Annotated in this window: 18 protein-coding genes; 15 read left to right on the top strand and 3 right to left on the bottom strand. The window is 64.0% G+C overall.

What is annotated here, in order from left to right:
* The first annotated feature begins 48 nt into the window (after window positions 1-48).
* The 10 genes from GGR00_RS11995 (at window position 49) to GGR00_RS12040 (ending at window position 8,822) form a co-directional block, all read left to right on the top strand.
* On the top strand, window positions 49-849 hold the full coding sequence (locus tag GGR00_RS11995; protein WP_055970963.1) for a segregation and condensation protein A: 801 nt from the start codon (window positions 49-51) through the stop codon (window positions 847-849).
* Window positions 846-1,580 carry an SMC-Scp complex subunit ScpB gene (gene scpB / locus GGR00_RS12000; RefSeq protein WP_055970789.1) on the top strand — a complete coding sequence of 245 codons (735 nt, stop codon included), beginning with the start codon at window positions 846-848 and terminating at the stop codon, window positions 1,578-1,580. The genes GGR00_RS11995 and scpB overlap by 4 nt, the downstream gene beginning before the upstream one ends.
* A gap of 39 nt (window positions 1,581-1,619) precedes the next feature.
* Window positions 1,620-2,723: an ABC transporter ATP-binding protein gene (locus GGR00_RS12005; protein ID WP_055970792.1), complete on the top strand. Its 1,104-nt coding sequence runs from the start codon at window positions 1,620-1,622 to the stop codon at window positions 2,721-2,723.
* Between the two features lie 35 nt (window positions 2,724-2,758).
* Window positions 2,759-2,977 carry a twin-arginine translocase TatA/TatE family subunit gene (locus GGR00_RS12010; protein ID WP_055970794.1) on the top strand — a complete coding sequence of 73 codons (219 nt, stop codon included), beginning with the start codon at window positions 2,759-2,761 and terminating at the stop codon, window positions 2,975-2,977.
* Between the two features lie 32 nt (window positions 2,978-3,009).
* Window positions 3,010-3,660 carry a Sec-independent protein translocase protein TatB gene (tatB, locus tag GGR00_RS12015; RefSeq protein ID WP_184699539.1) on the top strand — a complete coding sequence of 217 codons (651 nt, stop codon included), beginning with the start codon at window positions 3,010-3,012 and terminating at the stop codon, window positions 3,658-3,660.
* A gap of 41 nt (window positions 3,661-3,701) precedes the next feature.
* Complete coding sequence (gene tatC, locus GGR00_RS12020; RefSeq protein WP_055970965.1) at window positions 3,702-4,544, top strand: twin-arginine translocase subunit TatC; 843 nt, start codon at window positions 3,702-3,704, stop codon at window positions 4,542-4,544.
* A 57-nt stretch (window positions 4,545-4,601) separates the two neighbouring features.
* The gene (gene serS, locus GGR00_RS12025) at window positions 4,602-5,906 is read left to right on the top strand and encodes a serine--tRNA ligase (RefSeq protein ID WP_055970798.1); all 1,305 of its coding nucleotides are present in this window, start codon (window positions 4,602-4,604) and stop codon (window positions 5,904-5,906) included.
* Window position 5,907: 1 nt separating this feature from the next.
* Entirely contained in the window at window positions 5,908-6,666 is a 759-nt protein-coding gene (gene surE, locus GGR00_RS12030; RefSeq protein WP_184699540.1) for a 5'/3'-nucleotidase SurE, read from the top strand.
* Complete coding sequence (locus tag GGR00_RS12035) at window positions 6,663-7,316, top strand: protein-L-isoaspartate(D-aspartate) O-methyltransferase (protein WP_055970802.1); 654 nt, start codon at window positions 6,663-6,665, stop codon at window positions 7,314-7,316. Before surE ends, GGR00_RS12035 begins: the two co-directional genes overlap by 4 nt.
* 228 nt (window positions 7,317-7,544) lie before the next feature.
* Window positions 7,545-8,822 (top strand): peptidoglycan DD-metalloendopeptidase family protein, encoded by a 1,278-nt coding sequence (locus GGR00_RS12040; RefSeq protein WP_184699541.1) that lies wholly within the window; start codon window positions 7,545-7,547, stop codon window positions 8,820-8,822.
* Between the two features lie 78 nt (window positions 8,823-8,900).
* Here GGR00_RS12040 and GGR00_RS12045 read toward each other — a convergent pair whose 3' ends face one another.
* Window positions 8,901-9,773: an ATP-binding protein gene (locus GGR00_RS12045; protein WP_055970805.1), complete on the bottom strand. Its 873-nt coding sequence runs from the start codon at window positions 9,771-9,773 to the stop codon at window positions 8,901-8,903.
* Window positions 9,774-9,954: 181 nt separating this feature from the next.
* Here GGR00_RS12045 and yajC point away from each other — a divergent pair, with 181 nt between their 5' ends.
* The 4 genes from yajC to GGR00_RS12065 are packed head-to-tail and all read left to right on the top strand — an operon-like array spanning window position 9,955 to window position 14,131.
* Window positions 9,955-10,293 carry a preprotein translocase subunit YajC gene (gene yajC, locus GGR00_RS12050; RefSeq protein ID WP_055970807.1) on the top strand — a complete coding sequence of 113 codons (339 nt, stop codon included), beginning with the start codon at window positions 9,955-9,957 and terminating at the stop codon, window positions 10,291-10,293.
* Between the two features lie 51 nt (window positions 10,294-10,344).
* Window positions 10,345-12,906: a protein translocase subunit SecDF gene (gene secDF / locus GGR00_RS12055; protein WP_184699542.1), complete on the top strand. Its 2,562-nt coding sequence runs from the start codon at window positions 10,345-10,347 to the stop codon at window positions 12,904-12,906.
* Between the two features lie 6 nt (window positions 12,907-12,912).
* Window positions 12,913-13,299 (top strand): Mth938-like domain-containing protein, encoded by a 387-nt coding sequence (locus tag GGR00_RS12060; protein WP_055970811.1) that lies wholly within the window; start codon window positions 12,913-12,915, stop codon window positions 13,297-13,299.
* Window positions 13,300-13,333: 34 nt separating this feature from the next.
* Window positions 13,334-14,131, top strand: a complete 798-nt coding sequence (locus GGR00_RS12065) for a phytoene/squalene synthase family protein (RefSeq protein ID WP_184699543.1) — start codon at window positions 13,334-13,336, stop codon at window positions 14,129-14,131.
* An 8-nt stretch (window positions 14,132-14,139) separates the two neighbouring features.
* Here GGR00_RS12065 and GGR00_RS12070 read toward each other — a convergent pair whose 3' ends face one another.
* Complete coding sequence (locus tag GGR00_RS12070) at window positions 14,140-14,661, bottom strand: GNAT family N-acetyltransferase (RefSeq protein WP_184699544.1); 522 nt, start codon at window positions 14,659-14,661, stop codon at window positions 14,140-14,142.
* Between the two features lie 14 nt (window positions 14,662-14,675).
* A complete protein-coding gene (gene trmFO, locus GGR00_RS12075; RefSeq protein WP_184699545.1) occupies window positions 14,676-16,085 on the bottom strand; it encodes a methylenetetrahydrofolate--tRNA-(uracil(54)-C(5))-methyltransferase (FADH(2)-oxidizing) TrmFO in 1,410 nt (469 codons plus the stop codon).
* Window positions 16,086-16,179: 94 nt separating this feature from the next.
* Here trmFO and GGR00_RS12080 point away from each other — a divergent pair, with 94 nt between their 5' ends.
* Window positions 16,180-16,785 (top strand): hypothetical protein, encoded by a 606-nt coding sequence (locus tag GGR00_RS12080; protein ID WP_184699546.1) that lies wholly within the window; start codon window positions 16,180-16,182, stop codon window positions 16,783-16,785.
* The last annotated feature ends 357 nt before the right edge of the window (window positions 16,786-17,142 follow it).

A 17,142-nucleotide genomic window follows, 5' to 3' on the forward strand; every position in this document is an offset into this window, starting at 1 on the left:
AGGGATTTGGCGGAAGCATTGGAAAGCAAGGCGCAGAAGCCGGCACCGATGGACCGCCTGTGGGCGGAGAACGCCGACCAGCGCACGACCGACGATCCGTCGCTGGTTGTCGACGTTGCCGGCTTCGAAGGCCCGCTCGACCTCCTGCTGCATCTGGCGCGCAGCCAGCGCGTCGACCTGTCCCGCATTTCGATCCTGGCGCTGGTCGAGCAGTACCTCACCTTCGTTTCGCAGGCGCGGGCGCTGCGGCTGGAACTCGCAGCCGACTATCTGGTCATGGCGGCCTGGCTCGCCTTCCTGAAGTCCAAGCTGCTGATCCCCAAGCTACCGGGCGACGAGGGCGAAAGCGGCGAAGAACTGGCAGCAGTGTTGCAGTTCCGGCTCAAGCGGCTCGAAGCCATGCGCGATGCCGCCTCGCGGCTGGTCAACCGCAACCGGCTCGGTCGCGACGTCTTCCAGCGCGGCGCGCCCGAACTGGTCATCGTCGACAAGCGCAACGAATATTCGGCCTCGCTCTACGATCTGTTGAGTGCCTATGCCGGCCAGCGGCAGCGCCAGGCCATCACCAGCGTGCAGATTGCCAAGCGCGGTGTCTGGTCGCTCAAGCAGGCACGCGACATCCTGACCCGCATGGTCGGGGAGTTGAAGGACTGGACCGCGCTCGACCATTTTCTCATCCGCTACATGACCAGCCCAGAAGAGCGCGCAACCGCGATTGCCAGTTCTTTCGCCGCGAGCCTGGAAATGGTTCGGGAGGGTAGCGTCGAAATCCGTCAACACGAACCGTTCGCGCCGATCTATCTGCGTGAGCGCCAATCCGCCCCACGGCAGACCGAAGGTGCTGCATGAGCGAAGGATCGAACGTCGTTCCGTTTTCCGTCGATGACGAGGATGGCGATGCCGTCGAGATCAATCCGGCGGCGCGGCTGCATCTGGCGGAGGCCGTGCGCATGGCCGAAGCGATCGTCTTCGCCAGCGCCGAGCCGGTGAGCGAACGGCAGCTCGTTTCGCGCCTGCCCGAAGGTGTCGACGTGCCAGCGGCTATGGCCGAACTGCAGCGCATCTACGAGCGCCGCGGCGTCAACCTGGTCAAGGTCGCGGATTCATGGGCCTTTCGCACGGCGGGCGATCTGGCTTTCCTGATGAGCCGTGACACGGTGCAGCAGAAGAAGCTGTCGCGCGCCGCACTGGAAGTGCTTTCGGTGATCGCCTACCACCAGCCGGTGACCCGTGCCGAGATCGAGGACATCCGCGGCGTCGAAACCTCCAAGGGCACGCTCGATACGCTGATGGAAACCGAGTGGGTGCGCATGCGCGGCCGCCGCAAGACGCCGGGGCGGCCGGTCACCTACGGCACCACCGACAAGTTCCTCGATCATTTCGGCCTGGAGGAAATCCGCGACCTGCCCGGCATGGAAGAGCTGAAGGGAGCAGGGCTGCTGTCGTCGCGCATGCCGCCCGGCTTCTCGGTGCCGTTGCCGCCGTCCGACCCGGACCTGCTGTCCGACGACGAGGATCCGTTGACGGACATCGATCTCGAGGAGCTTGGCCTGTTGACACCCCGCGTCACAGATGATTGACCGGCGCCGGTGTGGAACCGGCCCCGGGAGGTCCATTCTGTGACGACCAGCCAAGCCCAGGCGGCATCCCGCGTCACTGCGGGCGTGACCTTCGCCGCGCGCCTGTCCTTCGAAAACATCCGCCATTCCTTTGGCAATGGCTCGGAGACGCTGCGTGACGTCAGCCTTGCCGCCGAGCCGGGTGAGGTTCTGTGCCTGCTCGGCCCCTCCGGCTCGGGCAAGACGACGCTGCTCAGGATCGCCGCCGGCATCGAGGCGCAGACATCCGGCCAGGTCATGCTCAACGGCAAGGAAATCGCCGGTCCTTCGGTCTTCCTGCCGCCGGAACAGCGCTCAATCGGCCTGGTTTTCCAGGATTTCGCCCTGTTTCCGCACCTGACCATCCTCGACAATGTGCGGTTCGGCCTGACTGCCCTGTCGCGCGAGGAGGGCAGGCGCGAGGCTTTGATCGCGCTCAACCGCGTCGGTCTCGAGCATTATGCCGACAATTATCCGCACGCGCTGTCCGGCGGCGAGCAGCAGCGCGTCGCCCTTGCCCGTGCCCTCGCGCCGCGTCCGGCGGTGCTGCTGATGGACGAGCCGTTTTCGGGTCTCGATTCGCGGCTCAAGGATTCGGTGCGCGCCGAAACGCTGGCAATCCTGCGCGAAAGCCGCGCCACCGCGATCGTCGTCACCCACGACGCCGAGGAGGCGATGCGCATGGGCGACCGTATCGCGCTGCTGAAGGATGGCAAGCTGGTGCAGACGGGCAGGGCGGATGATTTGTACCTCAGGCCGGCAAACCTGTTCGCCGCCGGTTTCTTCTCCGAGCTGAACGTCTTTTCGGCCAGGGTTGTCGACGGTTACGCCGACACACCTGTCGGCGAGGTTGAAACATCGGTCGCCGACGGTACCCAGGTATCGGTGGCCGTGCGCCTGACCGGCATCGACGTCAGCGAAGACACCGGCGAAACCCAGGCGCGCGTCATCTCGCGGCGTTATCTCGGCGTCGTCGAATTGCTGGAACTTGCGGTGCCGGGAGCGGAAACGCCGGTCAGGGCGCGTGTGCGATGCGGCGCTTTGTCCGCAAAAGCTCGGGATATATGGCTGTCGCTTCGGAAAGCGGATGTTCTAGTGTTTGAATCTGGAAGCGAAAGAGCCTAGATCAATCGCAGGGAAACTGTTCAAGAGAGAGTTCAATGGGTTCGTTTTCAATCTGGCACTGGCTGATCGTTCTGGTCGTCGTGCTGCTGCTGTTCGGCCGTGGCAAGATCCCCGAACTGATGGGCGACATGGCCAAGGGCATCAAGAGCTTCAAGAAGGGCATGTCGGACGATGAAGCCGAAGATGCCAAGACGGTCGAGCATCGCAACGACGAGGCTGTAAACTCGACCAAGGAAAAGGCCAGCAAGAGCTGACCATAGTCTCTTGCTAGCCGGATCGCACCGACATGTTTGAAATCGGCTGGACCGAAATGCTGGTGATCGCGGTCGTCATGATCGTGGTCGTCGGCCCCAAGGATTTGCCCAAGATGCTCCGCACCATTGGGCGGATGACGGCCAAGGCCCGTTCCATGGCGGGCGATTTTCAGCGCCAGTTCAACGAGGCGCTGAAAGAAGCCGAACTCGATGACGTCAAGAAGTCGCTCGACGATCTCAAGGGCCTCAATCCGGCCAATGAGATCAGGAAGCAGCTCAATCCGTTCGAAAAGGCGGCGGCCGACGTGCGCGCCGGGCTCGATACCGCGATGAAGCCGTCGCAGCCGGCGGCGCCGGCCGACCCGGCGTCGAGCGCCGTGCATCCGGCGGAGCCGCTGAAGAACGGCGCAACCGTCATGCCGGGCGTCGCGGCTCCCGAGGCAACGCCGGTCGTCCCGGCCGCCGAGGTCAAGGCGACGCCCGTGCCCGCTGTCGAAGTGGCTGCCAAGGCTGGCAAGGCGGAAACAAAGCCGAAGGCGGCCGCCAAGCCCAAGGTCGTGGTGCAGGCCAAGGCCAAGGCTGGTCCCGCCAAGCCGGTTGCCGCCAAGGTCGCGCCGGCAAAGGCGGCTGCGCCCAAGAAGACGGTCGCCAAGACGACGACAAAAGCAGGAAAAGCCTCGTGAGCGCCGAAGACGACGAGATCGACAAGTCCTCGGCTCCGCTGATGGAACATCTGATTGAGCTGCGCACCCGCCTGATGTGGTCCATCGGCGGCTTCTTCGTCGCTTTCCTGGTCTGCTTCTTCTTTGCCAAGCAGCTGTTCAACCTGCTGGTGATCCCGTTCAAATGGGCAACCAGCTGGGCCGGTCTCGACCCGGAAAAGGTCGAGCTCATCTACACTGCGCCGCAGGAATTTTTCTTCACCCAGATCAAGCTCGCCATGTTCGGCGGCCTTGTGATCGCGTTTCCGATCATCGCTTCGCAGATCTACAAGTTCGTCGCCCCCGGCCTCTACAAGAACGAGCGCGCAGCGTTCCTGCCGTTCCTGGTCGCGTCGCCGATCCTGTTCCTGATGGGGGCGTCGCTGGTCTACTTCTTCTTCACGCCGATGGTGATGTGGTTTTTCCTCGCCATGCAGCAGTCCGGAGGCGAAGGCGAGGTGCAGATTTCGCTGCTGCCCAAGGTCTCGGAATATCTCAGCCTCATCATGACGCTGATCTTCTCCTTTGGCCTGGTGTTCCAACTGCCTGTCGTGACGACGCTTATGGCGCGCGTCGGCATGGTCAGTTCCCAGGGATTGGCCGACAAGCGCAAATGGGCGATCGTCATCGCCTTCGTGGTTGCCGCCATACTGACGCCACCCGATCCGGTCAGCCAGATCGGCCTTGCCCTTCCCACGATCCTTCTTTACGAGATTTCCATCTGGACCGCCCGGATGATCGAAAAGAAGCGCGAGCAAGAGCGCGTGGCGAGCGAAACTGAGAAAGCGGGCGACAACCCCGCCGAGCAGACGCAAGCAGCACCGACCTCGCTCGAAGGCACAGGCAGCGGCACGAACGCCGGCTGACAGCCCGATCCGCCGTCGCGGTCGTTTCGACAACCGCCGCGACCGGAAACTTTTTAAATGCTTGATATCAAATGGATTCGCGAGAACCCTGAAGCTCTAGTCGAAGCGCTGACCAAGCGCGGGCAGCCGGCTTCGGTGGCGAGCTCGACGGTTGATGACCTGATCGCCAAGGACGAGGCGCGGCGCGCCCATGTTTCGAAGCTGCAGGAGGCGCAGGAGCGCCGCAATGCCGCGTCGAAGGAAATCGGCAACGCCATGCGCAATGGTGATTCCGCCCTGGCTGAGAAGCTGAAAGCCGAAGTCGCCGACATCAAGGGCTTCATCCAGGACGGCGAGGGCCTCGAGCGCGAGCTCGACAAGGCGCTCGACGGTGCTCTCGCGGTCATCCCCAATATTCCGCTCGCTGACGTGCCCGTCGGCAAGGACGAGAACGACAACGTCGAATTGCGCAAGGTCGGCAAGGTCATGCCGCGCCCGAACTGGGTGAGGGAGCATTTCGAGATCGGAGAGGCGCTCGGCCTGATGGATTTCGAGCGTGCCGCGAAGCTTTCGGGTGCGCGTTTCACCGTGCTGAAGGGCCAGCTTGCCCGCCTCGAACGCGCGCTCGGCCAATTCATGCTCGACCTGCACACGACCGAGCATGGCTACACCGAGGTGCAGCCGCCGCTTCTGGTGCGCGACGAGGTGCTGTTCGGCACCAACCAGCTGCCGAAGTTCGAGGAAGACCTGTTCTTCGTGCCGCATGGCGACAGCCGCCTCGGGCTGATCCCGACAGCGGAGGTGCCGCTGACCAACCTCGTGCGCGAGGAAATCCTGGCCGGCGATCAATTGCCGATGCGTTTGACGGCGCTGACGCCGTGCTTCCGCTCGGAGGCAGGCTCGGCTGGCCGTGACACCCGCGGCATGCTGCGCCAGCATCAGTTCTACAAGGTTGAACTGGTTTCGATCGTCGACGCCGAAAGCGCGCTTGCCGAGCACGACCGCATGACCGATTGCGCCGAGAACGTACTCAAGTTGCTCGGCCTGCCGTTCCGTACCGTCGTGCTGTGCACCGGCGACATGGGCTTTGGCGCGCGCAAGACCCATGACATCGAGGTCTGGCTGCCGGGCCAGAACACCTACCGCGAGATTTCGTCCTGCTCGGTCTGCGGTGATTTCCAGGCGCGCCGCATGGATGCGCGCTATCGCCCGAAGGAAGAGAAGGGCACGCGCTTTTTGCACACCCTCAATGGCTCGGGCGTAGCCGTCGGCCGTGCCCTGATCGCCGTCATCGAGAACTACCAGAACGAAGACGGCAGCGTAACGATTCCTGAAGTGCTGCTGCCTTACATGGGTGGCCTGACCAAGATCGAAGCGAAGTGACATGCGCATTCTGCTGACAAACGACGACGGCATCCATGCCGAGGGCCTGGCTGTCCTGGAACGGATCGCCAACCAGCTGTCGGATGATGTTTGGGTGGTGGCGCCCGAGACCGACCAGTCTGGCTACGCCCACTCGCTGTCGATCTCGGAGCCGCTTCGCCTGCGCAAGATCAGCGACAAGCACTATGCGGTGAACGGCACGCCGACCGACTGCGTCATCATGGGTGCGCGCAAGATCTTGCCCGAGCCGCCGGACCTGATCCTGTCGGGCATCAATTCGGGCCTCAACGTTGCCGACGACGTGACCTATTCGGGCACGGTCGCCGGTGCCATGGAAGGCGCGCTGATCGGCATTCGCTCGATCGCGCTGAGCCAGGCCTATGTCTACGAGAACGAAGAGCGCATCGTGCCTTACGAAACGGCGGAAGCGCTCGCGCCGGCCCTGCTGAAGAAGCTGATCGCCACCGAACTGCCGATCGGCGTTCTTCTCAACGTCAATTTCCCGAACTGCCCGCCCGAAGAGGTGACCGGCCCCGTCGTTGCCAGCCAGGGCAAGCTCTCCTACGGCATCTGGGTTGAGGAGCGGCGTGACGGTCGCAGCCTGCCATACTACTGGCTGCGCTTCGGCCGCGACGAGCCGGAGGTCAAGCCGGGCACCGACCTTCATGCCGTGCGCAACAAGCAGATCTCGGTGACGCCGCTCAAGCTCGACATGACGGCGCATGAACTGCGCGATCAACTGGCCAAGGCAATTGCATGAACATGATGCCGGACGACCGTGAGGGCTTCGCCGCCTTTCTTCTTCGCCTGCGTGGGCGCGGCATCGTTCCGAAAAATCTGATTGCTGCCATCGAGGCAACGCCAAGGCGGGATTTCATCGCCGGGCAGTTCCATTCCCTGGCCTGGTCGAATCGCATGCTGCCGATCGAATGCGGCGAAGCGATCGAAGGCGCCGACCTTCAGGCAGCGGTGATCGCGGCCCTCAACATCGAGCCGGGCAACCGCGTGCTCGAGGTGGGCACCGGTACAGGCTACACGGCTGCCGTGATGGCACGGCTGGCCGGCCGCGTCATCACCGTCGATCGTTTCAAGACGCTTGCCGAACAAGCGCGCCAACGCTTCGAACTGCTCGGCATCAACAATGCGCTGGTGCGCCAGGCAGACGGCTCGAACGGGCTGCAGGGCGAGGGGCCGTTCGACCGCATTGTCGTATGGGCCGCCTTCGACAGCCATCCGCGCATGTTCGTCGACCAGTTGTCTAGCGGTGGCACGATGATCGCGCCGATCGGCCCGGAAGAGGGCGAACAGGTGCTGTGCAAGCTGACCAAGATCGGAAGCCGATTCGAGCGTGAGGACCTGGGCGTCGTTCGGCTGCAGCCCCTGGCACGCGGCGTCGCTGCCGTCATCTAGGCCTGAAGGTCAGGCCGTGCCGGCCTGACCTGAGCCCGGCACGTTTGGGCCAATCCCCGCAAAACCTCCCTGCGCCTGTCAGAATGGCACCCGCCCAGCCCAGAGCTGGGCTGCTGTCGCCATGTGGTTGGCGAAGCTTTTGATTTATTTGATCCCCTTAACTGACCGGTAACATTAACGCGCTTTAATCAAGCCTAGTTGGTATCGGGTAAAGCGCGGGTCAGTGCGATGCGTTTCAGTATTTTGAAGGCGAATAAACGCTCTATGGTGCGCGGCGGCGCCGTTCTGCTGGTTGCCGGCATGGCGGCGGGCTGCAGTTCCGGAGTGTCTCGATTCGGCGGCGGTGGCGTCGACGACATCTTTACGGCATCGACGCCCAACCAGCGCTCGATCATCAGCCAGCAACAGCAGCCGCAGCCCTATCCAGGCGAGACGCAGGCAGCACCGCTCGCGGCCAGCAATTCAGGCTCCGTGAGCCGCGGCAGCCTGCAGCCGGTGTCTTCGCAGTCCTTGCCGGCTCCCGCGCCAGCTCCGGTCAACGCAGCCCAGGCACCCGCCCTGGCGCCGGCCGTCGATCGCACGACGACGGCAACCGTTGCCCAGGCTCCCGCTCAGCCCACGCAGGACAACGTGCTCAAGCTGCCTGGCAAGAAGCCGCTTCCGGCAAACCAGCAGCCGCTGTCCACGGACAAGGTTGCCGTGCTGCCGCAGCAGCCCAAGGCTAAGGCAGGCGGTGCGCTTGCCCAGATCGACTCCTCGGCCGACAAGAATGCCAAGCCTGCCGGCGCAGGCGGCAGCTACAAGGTTGCCGAAGGCGATACGCTCAACCGCATCGCCAACAAGCTTGGCGTTACCACGGCAGCGCTCAAGCAGGCCAACGGCTTGCAGGATGGCCGCATCCGCATCGGCCAGTCGCTGAAGGTGCCCGGTGCCGCCGGCGCGACCGTTGCCAAGGCAGTACCTGCCGCCGTCGATCCGGTGGTGACCAGCACTTCTGCTCCGGCAAAGCCCGCTGTCGCGGCGGCAAAGCCGGCCGCCGAGGCGCCGACGGTTGCCGCCTACACGCCGCCGAAGAAGGACAAGCTGGTGCAGCAGGCCGAAGAATCGGCCGAGGCAGCGCCCAACGCCACCGGCATCGACCGCATGCGCTGGCCAGTGCGTGGCCGGGTCGTTGCCAGCTACGGCAAGGGCGGCGGCAAATCGAATGACGGCATCGACATCTCGGTGCCGGAAGGCACTCCGGTCAAGGCGGCCGAAAACGGCGTCGTCATCTATGCCGGCGACGGCCTCAAGGAATTCGGCAACACCGTACTGGTGCGCCACGAGAACGGACTCGTGACCGTCTATGGCCATGCCAGCGAACTGAAGGTGCAGCGCGGCCAGAAGGTGAAGCGCGGCGATGAGATCGCGCTGTCTGGCATGAGCGGTTCGACCGATGCGCCGAAGCTCCACTTCGAAGTGCGCAAGAACTCGACGCCTGTCGATCCGAGCGGCTTCCTCGAATAGCGGGTGCCCTGACCTCCAATTTGCCCGCCAGCTTCGCCCGTCCCGACCAGGGGCGGGCGTTTTCGTTGGCAGGCGGGATCAGTCCTTCAGCGGCTTGCCCAGCCGACCGGCGAGATCCTGGATGAACTGCCAGGCGACGCGGCCCGAGCGGCTGCCGCGGGTCGTTGCCCATTCGAGCGCCTCGGCGCGTAGGGTCTCGGGGTCGCCTTCGAAGCCATGGTAGCGGGCATAACCGTTGACCATGTCGAGATACTCGTCCTGCGAGCATTTGTGGAATCCGAGCCACAGGCCGAAGCGATCCGACAGCGACACCTTTTCCTCGACGGCTTCGGACGGATTGATCGCCGTCGAGCGCTCGTTGTCGATCATGTCGCGCGGCAGGAGATGCCTGCGATTCGACGTTGCATAGAAGATGACATTGCCCGGCCGGCCCTCGACGCCGCCTTCGAGCGCTGCCTTGAGCGACTTGTAGGAGGTGTCGTCATGGTCGAACGACAGGTCGTCGCAGAACAGGATGAAACGATAGGGGGCTGCCTTGAGCAGGTTCATCAGCTTCGGCAGCGTGTCGATGTCCTCGCGGTGGATTTCGATCAGCTTGAGCGGGGCGAGGCTCTTGCCCGAGGCGTTGATGCTGGCGTGCGCCGCCTTGACCAGCGATGACTTGCCCATGCCGCGCGCGCCCCACAGCAGCACGTTGTTGGCGGGCAGGCCGGTGGCGAAGCGCTCGGTGTTGTCGACAAGGATGTCGCGCACACGGTCGACGCCCTTGATCAGGCCGATGTCAACGCGGTTGACGCGATTGACCGGTTCGAGATAGCCGGGATCGGCAGCCCAGACGAAACAATCGGCGGTGTCGATGTCCGTTTCCGGAGCGGCGGGCGGCGCCAACATCGCCACCGCGGCAATCAGACGGTCGAGTTTGTCGTTGAGTGTTTCGATCGCCTTTTCCATGACCAATCCTGTCCATCTCTACATTTCAGCAATGCGCGACGCTGTAACACGCTCAAATTGCGCGGAAAAGCGCCGCGGCTTGGGCCAAGCGCAGTTGCATTGGTCGCTTTAGCGACTATATTCCGCGCACATTTGCGGGGTCCCGGTGTGCGGTATCCCGATACTTTCTCAGGAGACATTCATGTTCGTCACGCCGGCATACGCACAGGCCACCGGGGGAACGCCCGACGTTCTCGTTAGCATTCTGCCGTTTGTGCTGATCTTCGTGATCATGTATTTTCTTATCATCCGCCCGCAGCGCACCCAGCTCAAGAAGCGTGGCGAGATGCTGTCCGCGATCCGCCGCGGCGACACGGTTGTCACGGGTGGCGGTTTCGTCGGCAAGGTGACCAAGGTCATCGACGACAATGAACTCGAGGTCGATCTGGGCAACGGCCTCAAGGTGACGGCGCTGCGTGCGACCATCTCCGACGTTCGGGTCAAGGGCGAGCCGATCGCCAACCAGAACGCCAAGAAATAACCGTATTCGAGGCGGAACGCACCGCTTTCACGCCTTAACGGACGAGGCCATATGCTCTATTTTTCGCGCTGGAAGACGATCTCGATCTGGGCCGTCGTGCTCCTCGGGGTAATCTTCACCATCCCGAACATGCTGACCCAGTCTCAGCTCGATTCCCTTCCGGGATGGTTTCCCAAGCGCGCGCTGACGCTTGGCCTCGACCTTCAGGGCGGTTCGCACATGCTGCTCGCCATCGACAGGCAGGACCTGATCGATGAGCGGCTGCAGACGACCCGCGACGATATCCGCACCATGCTGCGCGATGCCAAGATCGGCTATACCGGCCTGACCGGCACGGGCAAGACGGTCCAGGTGCGCATCACCGACACCAACGAGCTTGAAGCGGCCAAGACCGCGCTTGCCACCCTGGTTGCGCCGGTATCGTCGAGCATGTTCGGCGCCGGCTCGGTGACCGAACTTGCGCTCGAAGAGCCGGAACCCGGCCTGTTGCGCTATACTCTGACTGATGCCGGCATCGAATATCGCGTCTCCAACGCCGTCACGCAGTCGATCGAGGTCGTTGGCCGCCGCGTCAACGAACTCGGCACCACCGAGCCGATCATCCAGCGTGCCGGCGCAGACCGCATCCTTGTCCAGGTGCCGGGCCTGCAGGACCCGACCCGCCTCAAGGAAATCCTCGGCAAGACCGCCAAGCTCACCTTCCAGATGGTCGACCAGTCGATGTCGCCGCAGGAGGCCCTGCAGGGCCGTCCGCCGGCAGGTTCGACGGTGATGTATTCGCAGGACGACCCGCCCACTCCCTACCTGATCGAGAACCGTGTCATCGTCTCCGGCGAAAACCTCGTCGATGCACAGGCGACGTTCGATCAGCGCACCAGCGAGGCTGTCGTCTCGTTCCGCTTCGACGGCAAGGGCGCCTCGCGCTTCGGCCAGGCAACCCAGCAGGGTGTCGGCCGCCTGTTCGCCATCATCCTCGACAACCAGGTGATCTCGGCCCCGCGGATCAACGAGCCGATCCTCGGCGGATCGGGCCAGATTTCCGGCAGTTTCACGGCTGAAAGCGCCAACGATCTTGCCGTGCTGCTGCGTGCCGGTGCGCTGCCCGCCGACCTGACGATTGTCGAAGAGCGTACCGTCGGCCCGAGCCTTGGTGCCGACTCGATCTCGGCCGGCAAGTTTGCCTCGGTCATCGCTGGTACACTCGTCGTTGGCTTCATGCTGGTGGCCTATGGCACGCTCGGCATCATCGCCAACATCGCACTTGCCGCCAACGTGGCGCTGATCATCGCAATCCTGTCCATCCTCGGCGCAACGCTGACGATGCCCGGTATTGCCGGTATCGTCCTGACCGTCGGCATGGCGGTGGACTCCAACGTCATCATCTACGAACGCGTGCGTGAAGAACGACAATTGGGTCGATCTCTGGTGCAATCGCTCGATTCAGGCTTTGCGCGAGCGCTGGCGACGATCGTCGACGCCAACTTCACCACCTTCATCGCCGCGCTGATCCTGTTCTATCTCGGCTCGGGTCCGGTGCGCGGCTTCGCCGTCACGCTGGCGATCGGCATCGTGACGACGGTCTTCACCGCCTTCACCCTGACCCGCTGGCTGGTCTCGATCTGGCTGCGCCGGGTAAAGCCCAAGGAACTGCCGAAGGGCCTCGTGCGCTTCGTTCCGGACAACACCAAATATTCGTTCATGTCCTTGCGCCGCTATGCCTTCACGCTTTCGGCGCTGGCATCGCTGGCAGCGATGACCCTGTTCTTCACCATGGAGATGAACTACGGCATCGACTTCCGAGGTGGCACCAGCATCGAGGTGCAGTCCAAGAGCGGCACGGCCAGTTCGTCCGAGGTTCGCGCGAGGCTGAGCGAACTCAACATCGGTGACGTCCAGGTCCAGGAATTCGGCTCCGAAAGTACCTTGCTGATCCGCGTCGAGGGCCAGAAGGCCGGCGACAATGCCGAACAGAGCGTGGTCGAGAAGGTGCGCGGCGAACTTGCCAGCGACTACGAGTTCCGCCGCGTGGAATCGGTCGGGCCGACGGTGTCGAGCGAACTCGCCTGGTCGGGTACGATCGGCGTGGTGACCGCGATGCTGGCAATGCTGATCTACATCTGGTTCCGCTTCGAATGGCAGTTCGGCATGGGCGCCATCCTGGCCACCATCCACGACGTGACCATGATGATCGGACTCTATGTGGTGACCGGCATCGAGTTCAACCTGACCAGTATCGCAGCGATCCTGACAATTGTCGGTTATTCGATCAACGACACTGTCGTGGTTTACGACCGCGTGCGCGAAAACCTGCGAAAATACAAGAAGATGCCGATCGAGCAATTGCTCGACCTGTCGATGAACCAGACGCTTTCGCGTACGGTGCTCACCGGCGTGACCACGCTGCTGGCCCTGATTTCGCTCTACCTGTTCGGTGGCGAGGTCATCCGCTCGTTCACGCTGGCGATGATCTTCGGCATCGTCGTCGGTACCTACTCGTCGATCTTCGTCGCTGGTCCGCTGCTCATCCTGTTCAAGCTGCGGCCCGACAGTGTCGAGGCGGACGACAAGGACAAGCCGGCGGTGCCGGCGGGCGCCCAGCCGACCAAGTCGTAACGGGCCATGGCTGGACTGATCATCCGCGAGGCGCATTTTCCCGGGCGAGCACCCGTCGACGCTTATGGCGACGGCGGGTTCCGCTTTGCGGACATGTCCCATCGCGGATCGATCCTGTGCCTGCCGTCCGGCATCTACGGCTGGCAGCCGGCTGATCCGCTGGCGCTGACGCCGGCGGACTTCGACAAGCTCCTGGCGGAAGCCGCCGACGTGGAAATCTTGCTCGTTGGCATGGGCAAGGAATTGCGCCGCTTGCCCGAGGCCCTCAGGGCGGCCCTCAAGGCAGCGAAGATCTCCGCCGATCCGATGTCGACGGGTGCTGCGGTGCGTACCTACAACGTGCTGCTCGCCGAAGACCGCGCCGTGGCTGCTGCCTTCATCGCTGTCGACTGACGTGGCTAGGGCGAACTACGCGACGGGGTCTCTGTTGGACGCGGTGCGCGTTGCCGACCGCGACCGGTATCTCTCCGTACTCTACGCACCCGAGCAAAAGCGACAGGCGCTGCTGGCGCTTTACGCCTTCAACGCCGAGATTGCGGCCATCCGCGACCGCGTCAGCGAGCCGATGCCGGGCGAGATCAGGCTGCAATGGTGGCGCGACGTCATCGCCTCGGGCAGCGGCGAGGCGGGTGCGGGCCATCCTGTTGCCGGCGCCCTGATGGCGGCGATCGCAACCCATCGGCTGCCGATTTCCGCCTTCGACAACTATCTCGAAGCCCGCATCTTCGACCTCTATGACGATCCGATGCCATCGCGCACCGATCTGGAGGGCTATTGCGGCGAGACGGCCTCGGCGATGATCCAACTCGCCGCTCTGGTTCTCGATGCCGACGAGGCGCCCAAACATGCCGAACTGGCCGGCCACGCCGGTTGCGCGCAGGCGATCACCGGGCTGTTGCGGCTGTTGCCGGTCCACAGCGCCCGCGGCCAATGTTATGTGCCGCGCGACATCCTGGCGGCTGCCGGCACGACGTCGGAAGAGTTCGTCGCCGGCGGCAAGGCGCCGTCGTCGAGGCATGCCGTCCAGGCGATGACCGCGCTCGCGCGTGAACATCTCCGCGCCTTCGAACGCGGCGCCAAATCCTTGCCGGCCAGCTTGCGCCCGGCCTTCCTGCCGCTGTCGCTGACAGGCGCCTATCTCGACCGGCTGGAACGCGGCAAGGACGGCATGTCTTCGCTGCGCAAGCATCTGCTGATGCTGAAAGCGGCGTCGCGCGGCTGGTAGCAGGGAACTCAGGCGGCTCCGTCGTGGTCTTCGCGTCGGGTGAAGAACAGGAAGCGGTCGAGACCACGGGAGTTCACGTAGGAACGCACGTCACGGTGCAGCCGTCGGGCAACGCTTGCCGAAGCGGTGTTGTCCGTGGCGACGATCGAGCCGATCTCCATTTCGTCCCGGGCGGCGAAACCATAGGCCATCGCGGCGCGGGCGGCTTCGAGCGCGATGCCGAGGCCGCGCCAGGCGGGAGCGACATGGTAGCCGATCTCGAGGATGCGAACGCCGCCCGCGTCCTGCCAGGTCGGGCCGCAATCGCCGACCAGTGCGCCGCTCGCCTTGTCGACGATCGCCCACAGCCCGAAACCATCCTGGCGGTAGCGATCCCGGTTTCTGCCAATCCATTCGATGGCGGCGTCATCGGATGTCATCTCGGGGTAGAACCGGCGCGCATAGTCGTCGGCAAAGACGGCCAGGATGGCCGCCCGATCGCCAGGCACCATCTCCCTCAAGATCAGGCGCTTGGTCTCAGGGGGAACCATTTTCTTGCCCCGTATTATTCCGCCGCTTGCGCTGCTTCGGCAAGGCCGAGCCAGACGCGGCAGTCGACCAGCGCGCGGGCCGTCATCGCCTTCTTCTTGGCAACGGTCTTTTCCTTGCCGCGCAGGCGCTTGCCTTCGACCTTGGGTGCTTCCATCACTGGGAACAGCCCGAAATTGACGTTCATCGGCTGGAACGAGCGCTTGCCCGGTTCGTCGTCCGAGACGATATGGCCGCCGGTGATGTGGTTGAGCAGCGCGCCGAAGGCCGTGGTGGCAGGCGGCGCCGACATTGGCTGGCCGAGGCGTTCGGCAGCGGCGAAGCGCCCGGCAAGCAGGCCGATGGCGGCGCTTTCGACATAACCCTCGCAGCCGGTGATCTGGCCGGCAAAACGCAACCCCGCTCGCGACTTGAGCTGCAGCGTTGGATCGAGCAGCGTCGGCGAATTGAGGTAGGTGTTGCGATGCAGGCCGCCGAGGCGGGCGAATTCGGCGTTTTCCAGCCCCGGGATCATCCGCAGCACGTTGACCTGCTCGCCATGCTTCAGCTTGGTCTGGAAGCCGACCATGTTGTAGAGCGTGCCCAGTGCGTTGTCCTGCCGCAACTGGACGACGGCATAGGCCTTGACCGTCGGGTTGTGGGCGTTGGTCAGCCCCATCGGCTTCATCGGCCCGTGGCGCAAGGTCTCCCGGCCACGCTCGGCCATGATCTCGATCGGCAGGCAGCCGTCGAAATAGGGCGTGCCTTCCCATTCCTTGAACTCGGTTTTCTGGCCGTCGAGCAGTGCCTGGACGAAGGCCTCGTACTGTTCCTTGTCCATCGGGCAGTTGATGTAGTCCTTGCCGGTTCCACCGGGGCCGACCTTGTCGTAGCGCGACTGGAACCAGCAGACATTCATGTCGATGCTGTCGAAATGGATGATCGGCGCGATGGCGTCGAAGAAGGCGAGTGCGTCGGCGCCGGTGCTTGCGGCGATTGCATCGGCGAGCGACGGGGCGGTCAGCGGGCCGGTGGCGATGATCGCCTGATCCCAGTCGGCGGGCGGCAGGCCGGTGACCTCCTCGCGCGCGATGGTGATCAGCGGATGGGCTTCGAGCCGGGCGGTGACGGCGTTGGAAAAGCCGTCGCGGTCGACGGCCAGCGCGCCGCCGGCGGGAACCTGGTTGGCGTCGCCCGCGCTCATGATCAGCGAGCCGGCAAGCCGCATCTCCGCATGCAGCAGTCCGACCGCGTTGGTCTCGGCGTCGTCCGAACGGAAGGAATTGGAACAGACCAGTTCGGCCAGGCCTTCGGTCTTGTGCGCGTCGGTGCCGCGAACGGGGCGCATTTCATGCAGGATCACCGGCACGCCGGCCGAGGCCGCCTGCCATGCTGCTTCCGATCCGGCGAGGCCGCCGCCGATGATGTGGATGGGTTTTGTGCTCATGGTGGCGGGAATAGTCCCTTGGCCCGCCGAATGCAACGATTGCACCGGCTGATACGGGGTTGCGGCTGCCACGGGACAACTTCTAAGATGCCGCATGATGCGGCTTTCAATCTCTCATCTGTTCCTGGCGGGCCTGGTATCGATCTCGACCGTCGGCGCCGACCCCAGGCCGAGCCATGCAGCGCCGGGCACGAAGCGCATCGACATCTGCCATGGCTATGGCTGCGCCTTTCGTTCGCGCCTCGACCTCGGGCCGGGCGACGCGAAGCGGTTCGCCTCCATTCTGGCCGCGGGCCGGTCCTCGCCGAAAGCCGAGCGTGCGGCGATCGCACAGGCCGTTGCGTATTTCGAGAAGCGGGCGCAGCAGGTGACCGGGGTACGTGACGCACCCCAGTCGAAATTCGGCGCTTCGAAGATCAAGGGCCAGATGGATTGCGTCGACGAATCGACCAACACCGACGCGCTGCTGCGCTATCTCGGCGGGCGTGGCCTGCTCAGGCACCACAAGGTCGAAGCGAAGACCTCGCGCGGCTTCCTGCTCGATGGCCGGTACCCGCACTGGACAGCCGTTGTCCGCGCACCCGACGGCGTGAAGTGGGTGGTTGATTCCTGGTATGCCCCGATGGGCGGCGCGCCAGACATCATCCCGCTCAGCGACTGGAAGCAGCGCGGCGTGCTCGAAAGCGGCGCGCTGAACTAGAGCAGGCCTCGACACGGGCTGGAGCGGGATGCTTTGACAGGCCCAAAAACAACAACACCCGCCGGGGGAGGAGATCCGGCGGGTGTCGTTTTTGGTGGTCAGCCTTCTGGGAGGAGGAAGCTGACCTATTCGCCTTTGCCGGGGAGGAGGTCGGCGCGGGCAGAATTCTTTTCGCCAGTTCAAAGAGGGCGAAGCTCTCGGGTAACAACACCTGCCGGGGGAGGAGGATCCGGCAGGTGTCGTTTTTGGTGGTCAGCCTTCTGGGAGGAGGAAGCTGACCTATTCGCCTTTGCCGGGGAGGAGGTCGGCGCAGGCAGAATTCTTTTCGCCAGTTCAAAGAGGGCGAAACTCTCTGGG

Origin of the sequence: Aminobacter aganoensis, from assembly GCF_014206975.1 — a bacterium.
In the GTDB taxonomy this organism is placed as follows: Bacteria; Pseudomonadota; Alphaproteobacteria; order Rhizobiales; family Rhizobiaceae; genus Aminobacter; species Aminobacter aganoensis.

Excerpts from the sequence above, each read along its gene's own strand:
- tatC (WP_055970965.1), top strand. The coding sequence starts at position 3,702 with ATGGAACATCTGATTGAGCTGCGCACCCGCCTGATGTGGTCCATCGGC.
- GGR00_RS11995 (WP_055970963.1), top strand. The coding sequence starts at position 49 with ATGGACCGCCTGTGGGCGGAGAACGCCGACCAGCGCACGACCGACGAT.
- GGR00_RS12040 (WP_184699541.1), top strand. The coding sequence starts at position 7,545 with ATGCGTTTCAGTATTTTGAAGGCGAATAAACGCTCTATGGTGCGCGGC.
- GGR00_RS12060 (WP_055970811.1), top strand. The coding sequence starts at position 12,913 with ATGGCTGGACTGATCATCCGCGAGGCGCATTTTCCCGGGCGAGCACCC.
- GGR00_RS12035 (WP_055970802.1), top strand. The coding sequence starts at position 6,663 with ATGAACATGATGCCGGACGACCGTGAGGGCTTCGCCGCCTTTCTTCTT.
- trmFO (WP_184699545.1), bottom strand. The coding sequence starts at position 16,085 with ATGAGCACAAAACCCATCCACATCATCGGCGGCGGCCTCGCCGGATCG.
- yajC (WP_055970807.1), top strand. The coding sequence starts at position 9,955 with ATGTTCGTCACGCCGGCATACGCACAGGCCACCGGGGGAACGCCCGAC.
- GGR00_RS12080 (WP_184699546.1), top strand. The coding sequence starts at position 16,180 with ATGATGCGGCTTTCAATCTCTCATCTGTTCCTGGCGGGCCTGGTATCG.
- surE (WP_184699540.1), top strand. The coding sequence starts at position 5,908 with ATGCGCATTCTGCTGACAAACGACGACGGCATCCATGCCGAGGGCCTG.
- serS (WP_055970798.1), top strand. The coding sequence starts at position 4,602 with ATGCTTGATATCAAATGGATTCGCGAGAACCCTGAAGCTCTAGTCGAA.
- secDF (WP_184699542.1), top strand. The coding sequence starts at position 10,345 with ATGCTCTATTTTTCGCGCTGGAAGACGATCTCGATCTGGGCCGTCGTG.
- GGR00_RS12010 (WP_055970794.1), top strand. The coding sequence starts at position 2,759 with ATGGGTTCGTTTTCAATCTGGCACTGGCTGATCGTTCTGGTCGTCGTG.
- GGR00_RS12045 (WP_055970805.1), bottom strand. The coding sequence starts at position 9,773 with ATGGAAAAGGCGATCGAAACACTCAACGACAAACTCGACCGTCTGATT.
- GGR00_RS12070 (WP_184699544.1), bottom strand. The coding sequence starts at position 14,661 with ATGGTTCCCCCTGAGACCAAGCGCCTGATCTTGAGGGAGATGGTGCCT.
- tatB (WP_184699539.1), top strand. The coding sequence starts at position 3,010 with ATGTTTGAAATCGGCTGGACCGAAATGCTGGTGATCGCGGTCGTCATG.
- scpB (WP_055970789.1), top strand. The coding sequence starts at position 846 with ATGAGCGAAGGATCGAACGTCGTTCCGTTTTCCGTCGATGACGAGGAT.